Below are 11397 nucleotides of genomic sequence, written 5' to 3'. Positions count from 1 at the left end.
TCACTCCAAATTTATTTTTCTAATAATTATATTTTTTATTTCATTTACTACTGTTTCAATATCTTTGCCTGTTGTATCTACTATAATTGAATCAGACGCAGGTTTTAATGGAGCTATTTCTCTTGTAGAATCAGCTTCATCTCTCTTTTTAATATCTTCATATATACTTTTATACTCTACATTTTCTCCTTTTTCTAATAATTCTTTATACCTTCTTTTAGCCCTTTCTTCTATCGACGCTGTTAAAAATATCTTCACTTCAGCATTTGGTAAAACTACTGTTCCTATATCCCTACCATCTATTACAACACCGTGATTTTTAGATATATTCCTCAAAATTTCATTTACTTTTTCCCTAACTAGTGGTCTTTTTGCTACTATAGAAGCAGCCTTTCCTATTTCAGATGTTCTAATTTGAAAATCTAACTTTTCATCAAAAAGATAATAATCTCCATTTATTATTTTTATGTCAAATTCTTTTAATGCACTATATATATCTTCATCATTGTTAAGATCAATACCTTTTTTCTTTAAAAAATATCCAAAAGCTCTATATAAAGCTCCACTATCCAAATAATATAATTTAAATATTCTTGCTATTTCCTTTGCTATTGTGCTTTTTCCAGAACCCGCAGGACCATCAATTGCTACATTAAACATTTTATTCCTCCTTAAAGATCTAATTTAATCTTTAATTCTTTTAATTGTCTTTCTGACACCGCAGAAGGCGCTTCGGTCATAGGATCAGAACCACTTGCTGTTTTAGGAAAAGCTATTACTTCTTTTATTGATTCTTCACCAACCATAATAGCTATTAGCCTATCAAAACCTAATGCAGCTCCACCATGTGGAGGTGGTCCATATTTAAAAGCTTCTATTAAAAATCCAAATTTTTCATTAATTTCTTTTTCGCTTAATCCTATTAATTCAAAAATTTTATTTTGTAAATCCTTTCTATGAACCCTTATACTTCCACTGGCCATTTCATATCCATTAATTACCAAATCATAACATTGAGCTCTAATTTTTAAAGGATCTGTATCTGCGTATTTTTCAAACTCTTCTAATTTTGGCATTGTAAAAGGATGATGTTCTGCAACTAATCTTTTTTCTTCTTCATCCCATGCAAACATTGGAAAATCAACTACCCACAATACATCAAACCCTTCTTTTTTATCCATTTCTTCTTTTATTAATTTATTTCTAATATGACCTAATATTTTATTAATTTCTAATCTTTTTCCTACTAAAATAAATGCTATATCATTGTTTTTTATTATTTCTTTTTCAAATAATTCTTTTAATTCATCTTCAGCTAATTTCTTTATAGACGATTTTACTTCACCATTTTCATTTCTCACCCAAATCATACCGTTTGCACCAACAGATTTTGCAAATTCTGTATATTCATCTATTCTTTTTCTAGAAAATTTATTCCCTTTGTTTTCTAATACGATACCTCTAACACTTTCACCTTTTTCAATAGAAGATTTAATAAATTCTGCTTTCGTATTTTTAAAATATTCAGTAAAATCTTGAATTTCTAATCCATATCTTGTATCCGGTTTATCTGATCCATATTTATCCATAACTTCATCATATGTATATCTTCTCAATGGCAATTCCAACTCATAATTTAGCAATTCTTTAAATAATTTCCCTAATAATCCTTCTGAAAAAGTTAATATATCATTCATATCAACAAATGACATTTCAAAATCTATTTGAGAAAATTCTGGTTGTCTATCTGCTCTAAAATCTTCATCTCTAAAACATCTAGCTATTTGAAAATATCTATCAAAACCAGATACCATTAATAATTGTTTAAATAACTGAGGCGATTGAGGTAATGCATAAAAAGAACCAGGTTTTAACCTTGAAGGCACTAAGAAATCTCTTGCTCCCTCTGGAGTACTTTTTGTTAAGTATGGTGTTTCTATTTCAACAAAATCATTTTCAGAAAAATATTGTCTAACTATTTGCAATGCTTTATGCCTCATTAATATATTTCTTTGCATTCTTTCTTTTCTTAAATCTAAATATCTATATTTTAATCTCAAATTTTCTGAAATTTCTTCTTCCTTATTAACATATATAGGTGGCGTCTCAGATTCTGATAATATTTCAAGATCTTCAACTAAAACTTCTATTTCACCGGTTTTCATATTTTTATTTACTGCATCTTCAGGTCTATTTCTTACCTTTCCTTTAATAGCAATAACATATTCATTACCTATTTCATTAGCTAAATCATATATATTTTTATTTTCAGGATCTATTACAAATTGAATTTTCCCATATCTATCTCTTAATAATCCAAATTTAATACCTCCTAAATCCCTTATTCTTTCAACCCAACCATTGAGAATAACAACATCATTTACATTTTTACTATTTAATTCTCCACATTTATGTGTTCTTTTTAAACGCATAATACACCTCCGCTAATTTCATTTTTATATTTTAAAGGATTATGATATAATACTGTAGAAAGTTATATTAGATTACTTAATTTATTTTAAATAAAGTATATCATAAAAATGTGTCTAAAAATACCATTTTATTTTACCATTTTTTTTGATTTTTGTGGTAAAATAGTATTTGATAATTACAATTATAATAAATAAATTTTTTTGGAGGTGTTAGGATGAAAAAACTTTTACTCATTTTAACAGTATTAGCTTTAGCTGTATTTTCCTTTGCAGCGACAACTTATAAGGATGTACCTGTAAATCATTGGGCATTTGATTCTATTGAAAGATTATCATCCTTAGGTATTATAGAAGGATTCCCAGATGGTACATATCAAGGATTATCCCAAGTAAACAGATACCAACTTACAGTAGCTTTAGATAGAGCATTAAAATATGTTGAACAACAATTATTTGCTACATTAGCTGAAAAAGTTGTTTCTATTGATAAGCAATTACAAGAATTATCTAAAAAATCTTCTGGATTAACTAAAGCTGAAGTTGAAAATATTATAAAAGATTCTATGTCAAATTTTGATGCTGGCGATTTAAACAATAGAATAAAAGAATTAGAAAACTCAATCAACGAATTAAAAACAGCTTATGAAGTTATTAGTTTCTTAAGTACAAAAGTTGATTCATTATCAAACTTAGAAACAAGAATTGCTAATTTAGAAAATAATCTATCTACTTTAAAAGAACTCTCAACAGAATTATCTTCATTAAAATCCGAAGTTGCTACAAATAAAGCAGCTTTAGAATCAATAGGTGTTTTAGCTAATAAAGTTGCATCTTTAGAGACAAAAATTAATTCAATTAATTTTGATTCTCAACTTGCATCTTTAGAAAGTAAAAAAGCTGATAAAACTGATTTAGAAGCTTATGCAAAAATTTCTGATTTAAATACTTTATCAGGAAAATTAAGCAATTTAGAGAATTTGACTTTATCTAATTCTGACAAAATAAAATTATTAGAATCAAATTTAAATAACTTTGTTACAAAATCTGATCTTCAAGAATTTGTAACTTTCGGATCTTTAAATAATGAATTAAAAAATTATGCTTTAAAATCTGATTTATCAGGTTTAGTAAAAGATTCTCAATTAAATGATTATGTTACAAAAAGTGATTTAGAAGCTCAATTAGCTAATTATGCAACTTCAGATTCAATTGTTGATTCTGCTAGAGTTAATAAAATTGAAAAAACTGCAAATCAAGCAAATATCTTGAGTTGGTTAGGTGTTTTATTAGGAATAGCAGGAATAACTATATACTTTATAAATCCTTCAAACTATTAATCTCAATCCCCTATATATAGGGGATTTTTTAATATGGTATAATATTCATGGAATTAAAGTAATTGGAGGTGAAGTATGAAAAATAATAATTGGAAAAAACTTTTTGAAGATTATAAAAATAATGAGGAAATAAAAGATGATTTAAACAAATTTAGAGCAGGATATTATAGAAGAAACGATGATTGTGCAGAATGTTTACAATGCATAGGAACAATCGCTGTAGTTGATACTTGTTGTGAATGTGCGGGAGGGGATCTTTGTTCTTGTATTTAAACAAGCTTTATTTAACTGGAATATTTTTATCTATATCTTTTATATTATATATTATTTCAAAATTTTATCATATTGCACCGAATATAATACCTTTATTATTACCAATATTTATCCCACTGTTGAATAATTTATACTATTCTATAATATTTACAGTGGGATTTTTCTTTTTAAACTTACTTGTTGGATTACATATACAAACTTTATCTTTAATTATATTATTTTTTATTCCTTTAATTTTCTTTTATTATTCTAAAAAATGGATATATTATGTTTTAGCTTATATTATTTCTCTTACTACATTTTTAATTTTTTTTAATTTTCTAATACCTCATTTTTTATTAAACAATAAAATATTGTATATTTTTTCTATTTTAGCTTATTTGATAGGAATAAATATTTATTGTATAGGAATAATTGAGTTATCTATAAGAATCAAAAATTATTTAAAAGATTATTGGGGGAAATAATATGAAAAAATTATTTATTATTATAATATTACTTCTTACTATAATATTATATTCGGATCTACCAGATATAGATATAAATTTTGATTCAAATTTGTTTTCTGATGATTTTAATGAATATTTCGAAGATATGAATAAAGAATGGAATGAACACTTAAAATATATAGATAAACAATGGGAAAAATTATATGAAGAAAGTCAAAAGGAATGGGATAAATATTACGAAGAATATACCAAAAAAGAAGTAGAATTTATAAAAAACTTTAAAGCAATTTGGGGAGAAGATTTTGAATATGTACCAGATAAATGGTACGATTTTTCCAATGATTTAAAATCTTTTAGTATTGTCACTTTTAAAGGTGACATTGAAAATAAATATGGATATATAGAAGTTAAAGTTATAGTTGATAAAAATGAATCTAAAAAAAATATTGAAAAAAAAATTAAAGATCAAGCAGAAAAAACAATTTTTAAAAAGGATGAATATACAAATAAACCTATTTTAGATAATTTGGTGAAAAAAAATGATTTAGAAACTGTCAAAATAAAAAAGGAAAAAGAGTTTGAGAATAAGGTTATATATACTACGAAAATACCTATAAAAAATAATCCATTTCTAGAAAGAGCAAAACAATATATACCAATTATTGATAATATAAAAAATAAGTACGGAATTCCAAGGTCATTTATTTTATCTATAATACAAAAAGAATCTTCTTTTTTACCAAATGTAAGATCTAAAAGCGGAGCATTAGGTTTAATGCAATTAATACCGCGATACGCAGCAACTGAAGCATATATATATTTATATAATAAAAAACCTAATCCAAGATCTTTAGTTAATGAACTATATAACCCAGAAAAAAATATATTGTATGGTGCTACTTATATATATTTATTACATAATAAATACTTTGAATTTGAAAAAGATTATTCAAAGAGAAAATATTTAGTTATTGCTGGATACAACATGGGTCCAATTGCAATTTCAAAAATGGTTAGAGGACTTAATCTTGAAAACTTTGATTTATCTTCATTATACCATTATCTAATAAATAACACCAGGAAAGAAACATCAAATTACTTAAATAAAGTTTTAATATACGAGAAAGAATGGAATAAAGTTTACCCTTAAGATTTAAAACATTTTAAGGCTATAAAAAATTAATACAATTATACTAAAAATTATAAAAATTTTTTTGGTAAGATAAAAAACTACGATGTAATACACTCTCAGAAAGTGGCACAATTAAAAATGAAATAAAGAACTTATACAACATAGTTCCAGTACTCTGAGTATATTATTTAATTTGATTGGAATTTATACTTTTTTTATGATTGTATTTTTTAATGCTTTTTATATATCCACAAAAAAACACCCCCTACTTTTATTTTATCACTTTCGGGGGTGTTTTTTTTATTATTTTATTTTTTGGGTTCAGATCAATGGTCCAGAGTTTTTTTAATTATTTTGTGAATCTTCTGGATTCGTATTTGTTTCTTCATTTGTTGATTGTTGAGCTTGTTGATAGATAAATTGTCCTAATTTCATTGATTCGTTCTTTAAGTCTTCCATAACTATTTTTAATTTAGATATATCATTATTATTTATAGCATCTCTCACATCACTTATTAATGATTCTAACCTTGTTTTTTGATCTTCTGGTATTTTATCCTTATTTTCATTAATTAATTTTTCCACTTGATATGATAAGTCATCTGCTTGATTTTTAAGTTCAATTTCTTCTCTTTTTCTCTTATCTTGCTCTTCATATTCTTGAGCCTCTCTAATCATTCTTTCAATATCTTCTGAAGATAATTTATTCCTTCCAGTTACAACCATTGATTGTTGTTTTCCAGTTCCTAAATCTTTAGCAGAAACATTAACAATACCATTAGCGTCTATATCAAATGATACTTCAATTTGAGGAACTCCTCTAGGTGCTGGTGGAAGTCCTGTTAATTTGAAACTTCCTAAGAAGAAATTATCTCTAGCAATTGGTCTTTCACCTTGGAATACTCCAATTTCAACCTCAGTTTGAAAATCTGCTGCTGTTGTAAACACTTTACTTTTTCTGATAGGAATTTTACTATTCTTTGGAATAATAACTTCCATTAATCCACCTTTAACTTCAACCCCTAATGATAATGGAGTAACATCAACTAAAACTAAATCTTGTTCAGTGTTACCTGTCATAATAGCTGCTTGAACTGCAGCTCCAACAGCAACTGCTTCATCAGGGTTTACTCCTTTACTTGGTTCTTTATGGAATATTGATTTTACTAATTCTTGAACTGCTGGAATTCTTGTTGATCCTCCAACTAATAATACATCATCAATTTCATCAGCTGATAACCCTGCATCTTTTAATGCTGTTTCAATTGGTTTCCTTGTAGATTCTACTAAATCTCTTACTAATTCTTCAAATTTCTTTCTTGTTAATGTTTTTTGCAAATGTACTGGTTGGCCATTAACAACTGTAATAAATGGCAAATTAATTTCAGTTTCTAATTTTGTAGATAATTCAATTTTTGCCGTTTCAGCAGCTTCTTTTAATCTTTGCATTGCTTGTCTATCAGAAGAAATATCTGCACCATTTTCTTTCTTGAATTCTTCTACTAACCAATCTATAATTTTTTGGTCAAAATCATCTCCACCTAAATGGTTGTTTCCTGATGTTGATACAACTTCAATAACACCTTCACCAACATCAAGAATTGAAACATCAAATGTACCCCCACCTAAATCATATACCACTATTTTTTTATCTTCATGAACTTTATTTAATCCAAAAGCAATAGATGCTGCTGTTGGCTCGTTAATAATTCTTAAAACTTCTAATCCTGCAATTTCACCAGCTTCTTTTGTCGCTTGTCTTTGTGCATCATTAAAATATGCAGGAACAGTTATAACTGCTTTTTTTATTTTTCCACCCAAATATGCTTCTGCATCTCTAACTAATTTTTGTAAAACAAAAGCACTAATTTGTTGTGGAGTAAAACTTTTGTTATCCACATTTACTTTATAATCTGATCCCATTTTTCTTTTAATTGATCTAATAGTTCTTTCAGGATGCAATACAACCTGTCTTTTTGCTGGTTCTCCTACAATAACTGTTCCATCTTTTGAAAAATGTACAATTGAAGGTGTTGTTCTTTTACCTTCAGCATTAGGAATTACTTCAACGTTTCCATCAGGTTTCATCCATGCTATAGCTGAGTTTGTTGTACCAAGGTCAATACCAACTACATATTCTTTTTCAGCCATTTTATCTACCTCCTTATTCTTCTTTTCGATTTCCATATATATTATACTGCAAAAATCAAAAAAATGTTCAATCGAAATATAAATTTAACAATTTTATACAATATTTATTATTAAATAATTATATTAAATATAAATGTATTTTTTACTAAATTGTATAGCATTCTTAATTATAGATTGCTATATAAATTTATTTTTTATTATTAACAATATAATTTATACTTTTTTTAACAATATCTATGTTATAATAAGTTATATAGAATTTTTGAAAGGGAGTGAAAAAATGAAATTAATTGAAAAAATATTAGAGGATATATTCAAAGAAACTGTAAAAAAAATATACCCAGATACAGAATTAAAGGATCCTATAATCCAAAGAACATCAAATGAAAATTTTGGTGATTTTCAAACTAATTTTGCTATGATAAATTCAAAAATATTAAAGAAAGCTCCTAGGTCAATAGCCCAAGAAATAATAGATAATATACCTGAAAATAATATAATTGAAAAAATAGAAATTGCTGGGCCAGGATTTATTAATATTTACATAAAAAATGAATTTTTGGTTGATTATCTACCAAAAATTGAAAAAGAAGATCCAGATTTTTCATTTATTAAAGACAAAGGAACTGTTGTTATTGATTATTCTTCTCCAAATATCGCAAAACCAATGCATATAGGTCATTTAAGAAGTACGGTTATTGGTGATTCTATAAAAAGAATATATAGATATTTAGGATATGAAGTAATAGGAGATAATCATTTAGGTGATTGGGGAACTCAATTTGGAAAACTAATAGTCGCTTATAGATTGTGGTTAGATAAAGAAAATTATGAAAAAGATCCTATAGGCGAAATGGAAAGAATTTATGTAAAATTCGAACAAGAATCTGAAAAAAATCCGGATTTATTAGAAGAAGCACGACAAGAATTAAAAAAATTGCAAGATGGAGATCCAGAAAATAGAAAGTTATGGCAAGAATTTATTGATCTTTCTTTAAAAGAATATAATAAAATTTATAAAAGAATGGATATAGAATTTGAAACATATTATGGCGAATCACATTATCATGATATTATGCCAGATATTGTTAAATTATTATTAGATAAAGGAATAGCTACATATAGCGAAGGCGCTGTTGTTGTATTTTTTGAAGAAGAAGAAAATTTACCACCAGCTATTATACAAAAGAAAGATGGCGCATTTCTATATGCAACATCTGATCTAGCTTGTATTAAATTCAGAAGAGAAACATATAATCCAAATAGAATATTATATGTAACCGATGAAAGACAACAAACTCATTTTAAACAAGTATTTAATATTGCAAGAAAAATCGGCTGGGACGGAAATTATCAACATATTTGGTTTGGATTAATGAGATTTGCTGATGGTGTATTTTCAACAAGAAAAGGAAATGTTATTAAATTAGAAGAGTTATTAAATAAAGCCGTTGAAAAAGCTAAAGAAATAATTGAAGAAAAAAATCCTAATTTATCAGAGGAAGAAAAAAATCATATTGCAGAAATTATAGGTATCGGAGCCGTAAAATATTCAGATTTGAGTCAAAATAGAATTAGTCATATAATTTTTGATTGGGATAAAATGTTAGCATTTGACGGAAATACCGCGCCATATTTATTATATACATATGCTAGAATTCAATCTTTAAAAAGAAAAGCCAAAGAGACCGGATATTCTTTAGAAAATATAAAATTAAATTTAATTGAACCATTAGAAAGAAAACTAGGACTATTATTAACACAACTACCAATAGTAGTTATGAGAGCGGCTGATGACTATAAACCAAATTTAATTGCTGATTATTTATTTGAATTAGCACAGACATATAATTCATTCTATAATAGTTTACCTGTATTAAAAGAAGAGGAATCTATTTTAAAATCAAGATTATTATTATCTCATTTAGCTGGTGAAGTTCTAAGAAAAGGTTTAAACTTGTTAGGAATAAATGTAGTAGACAAAATGTGAGGTGTGATGATGATTTACCCTATAGCTTTTTCGTTATTACTATCTGGATTAGCAGCATTTTATTTAAAAGCGAATTTATTATATATGATCTTAGTAGTAATTTTTGGATTAATCACAGCATTATTTTCCTTTTTATCAAAAAAATATGATAAATTAACTATTGTTTATTTGTTTATAGGTACATTATTATCTATTTTTGGAATTATTAAAAGTTTTAATATAGACATATTTATTATTTTAGTATTAGCATCTACTATTTTTTCATCTTTATATAGTTATAAAAATAAGAGATTATTTATTACTTTAGCTTGGATTATTAATGCTTTAGCTATTGGCTCATATATATATGTAAATATCTCTACTTCTTCTGCAATCATTATTGCTATATTGATTTTTGCATCTGGATTAAGAGATATATTCCCTAAAAAGGATGATGCTATTGAAAAGGATAATTTTTAGATTATTTAAATCAAATAGGTATTCATATGTTGCATTAATATCTGCAATAGAAAAAGAAGATATTCAAATAGAAATAATATTAGAAAAAAATTTTGAAAAAATATTAGAATATAATCCTAAAGATACATTAATTGCCTATTCATTCATGAGTTTTGATATATTTGATGTTGAAAAAGAAATTCCAATTTTAAAAGAAAAAGGTTTTAAAATAGTAGCAGGCGGGCCCCACCCAAGCGCAATGCCTGAAAACACATTAAATATAGGTTTTGATTATATATTTGTAGGTGAAGGGGAAAAAAACTTCACCGATTTTTTAAAAAATATATTAAATAATATTGAAATAAAAAACAAAATAATTTTTTCTACAGATATTGTAGATCTAAATAAATATCCTCCTTTTGCAATAAAAAATCAACATTTTATGCCTATAGAAATTACTAGAGGTTGTCCATTCCTCTGTGGATACTGTCAAACGCCTAATTTATTTGGAAGAAAAGTTAGACATAGAGATGTTGAAATTATACTAGAGTACGCTAAAAAAGGTATTAAATTTAATAGAAAAATTGCCAGGTTTATAACCCCAAACGCCTTTGGATATGGTTCAAAAAATGGTGTGATACCAAATGTAGAAAAAATAGAAGAATTACTTTTTAATTTAAAGAAAATAGGTATGGAGGAAATTTATTTAGGATCTTTTCCATCTGATGTAAGACCAGAATCTGTTACTCCTGAAGTTTTAAAAATTATAAAAAAATATGTAGATAATAATATGATAATTATAGGAGCTCAAAGCGGTAGTGAAAGAATTTTAAATAAAATTAAAAGAGGTCATAATTTAGAAATTGTGGAAAGAGCTTTAGCTTTATTAAACGACTACGGATTTATACCTTATGTTGATTTTATATTCGGATTCCCATTTGAAACTGATGAAGATATTAAAAAAACTTTTGATTTTATGGATAAAATAACAGAAAAATATAATGCAGTTATTCACTCACATACATTTATGCCATTACCTGGAACTCCTTTGTTTAATACTGGACCAGGGAAACTAAATAAAAAATATTATAAAAAATTAGGAGATTTATCTAGAGATGAAAAATTAGGCGGTTATTGGCATAAACAAGAACAATTATCACTAAAACTATATAATCATTTTTTTGGAGGCGAATAA

Annotated in this window: 10 protein-coding genes; 7 read left to right on the top strand and 3 right to left on the bottom strand. The window is 26.1% G+C overall.

Features of this window, described 5'->3' with window-relative positions; translation table 11 throughout:
- Positions 1–660: a (d)CMP kinase gene (cmk, locus tag AS160_RS03200; RefSeq protein ID WP_165144826.1), complete on the bottom strand. Its 660-nt coding sequence runs from the start codon at positions 658–660 to the stop codon at positions 1–3.
- An 11-nt stretch (positions 661–671) separates the two neighbouring features.
- On the bottom strand, positions 672–2432 hold the full coding sequence (gene aspS / locus AS160_RS03195; RefSeq protein WP_165144823.1) for an aspartate--tRNA ligase: 1761 nt from the start codon (positions 2430–2432) through the stop codon (positions 672–674).
- 215 nt (positions 2433–2647) lie between these two features.
- Between aspS and AS160_RS03190 the strand changes: the two genes are divergently transcribed.
- From AS160_RS03190 to AS160_RS03175, 4 genes are all read left to right on the top strand, one after another.
- On the top strand, positions 2648–3769 hold the full coding sequence (locus AS160_RS03190) for an S-layer homology domain-containing protein (RefSeq protein ID WP_165144820.1): 1122 nt from the start codon (positions 2648–2650) through the stop codon (positions 3767–3769).
- 75 nt (positions 3770–3844) lie between these two features.
- On the top strand, positions 3845–4042 hold the full coding sequence (locus AS160_RS03185) for a hypothetical protein (protein ID WP_165144817.1): 198 nt from the start codon (positions 3845–3847) through the stop codon (positions 4040–4042).
- Positions 4027–4509: a hypothetical protein gene (locus AS160_RS03180; protein ID WP_165144814.1), complete on the top strand. Its 483-nt coding sequence runs from the start codon at positions 4027–4029 to the stop codon at positions 4507–4509. The genes AS160_RS03185 and AS160_RS03180 overlap by 16 nt, the downstream gene beginning before the upstream one ends.
- A gap of 1 nt (position 4510) precedes the next feature.
- On the top strand, positions 4511–5641 hold the full coding sequence (locus AS160_RS03175) for a transglycosylase SLT domain-containing protein (RefSeq protein WP_165144811.1): 1131 nt from the start codon (positions 4511–4513) through the stop codon (positions 5639–5641).
- 327 nt (positions 5642–5968) lie between these two features.
- Here the strand turns inward: AS160_RS03175 and dnaK are convergent, their stop codons facing one another.
- Positions 5969–7774, bottom strand: coding sequence for a molecular chaperone DnaK (gene dnaK / locus AS160_RS03170; RefSeq protein ID WP_165144808.1), 1806 nt, complete (start codon positions 7772–7774; stop codon positions 5969–5971).
- Between the two features lie 280 nt (positions 7775–8054).
- Between dnaK and argS the strand changes: the two genes are divergently transcribed.
- Genes argS through AS160_RS03155 form a run of 3 tightly spaced genes read left to right on the top strand, consistent with a single transcriptional unit; the run spans position 8055 to position 11397 of the window.
- Entirely contained in the window at positions 8055–9764 is a 1710-nt protein-coding gene (gene argS, locus AS160_RS03165) for an arginine--tRNA ligase (protein ID WP_165144805.1), read from the top strand.
- Positions 9765–9773: 9 nt separating this feature from the next.
- Positions 9774–10223, top strand: a complete 450-nt coding sequence (locus AS160_RS03160) for a hypothetical protein (protein WP_165144802.1) — start codon at positions 9774–9776, stop codon at positions 10221–10223.
- The gene (locus AS160_RS03155) at positions 10198–11397 is read left to right on the top strand and encodes a TIGR04013 family B12-binding domain/radical SAM domain-containing protein (RefSeq protein ID WP_165144799.1); all 1200 of its coding nucleotides are present in this window, start codon (positions 10198–10200) and stop codon (positions 11395–11397) included. The genes AS160_RS03160 and AS160_RS03155 overlap by 26 nt, the downstream gene beginning before the upstream one ends.

The sequence above is a fragment of the Marinitoga sp. 38H-ov genome (assembly GCF_011057715.1).
Classification (GTDB): domain Bacteria; phylum Thermotogota; class Thermotogae; order Petrotogales; family Petrotogaceae; genus Marinitoga.
Note: the sequence above shows the minus strand (reverse complement) of the source record. Positions and strands in the feature narration are given on the sequence as shown.

Bases quoted from the DNA above. Each gene is read 5' to 3' on its own strand.
- cmk (WP_165144826.1), bottom strand. From the start codon at position 660: ATGTTTAATGTAGCAATTGATGGTCCTGCGGGTTCTGGAAAAAGCACA.
- aspS (WP_165144823.1), bottom strand. From the start codon at position 2,432: ATGCGTTTAAAAAGAACACATAAATGTGGAGAATTAAATAGTAAAAAT.
- AS160_RS03190 (WP_165144820.1), top strand. From the start codon at position 2,648: ATGAAAAAACTTTTACTCATTTTAACAGTATTAGCTTTAGCTGTATTT.
- AS160_RS03185 (WP_165144817.1), top strand. From the start codon at position 3,845: ATGAAAAATAATAATTGGAAAAAACTTTTTGAAGATTATAAAAATAAT.
- AS160_RS03175 (WP_165144811.1), top strand. From the start codon at position 4,511: ATGAAAAAATTATTTATTATTATAATATTACTTCTTACTATAATATTA.
- dnaK (WP_165144808.1), bottom strand. From the start codon at position 7,774: ATGGCTGAAAAAGAATATGTAGTTGGTATTGACCTTGGTACAACAAAC.
- argS (WP_165144805.1), top strand. From the start codon at position 8,055: ATGAAATTAATTGAAAAAATATTAGAGGATATATTCAAAGAAACTGTA.
- AS160_RS03160 (WP_165144802.1), top strand. From the start codon at position 9,774: ATGATTTACCCTATAGCTTTTTCGTTATTACTATCTGGATTAGCAGCA.
- AS160_RS03155 (WP_165144799.1), top strand. From the start codon at position 10,198: ATGCTATTGAAAAGGATAATTTTTAGATTATTTAAATCAAATAGGTAT.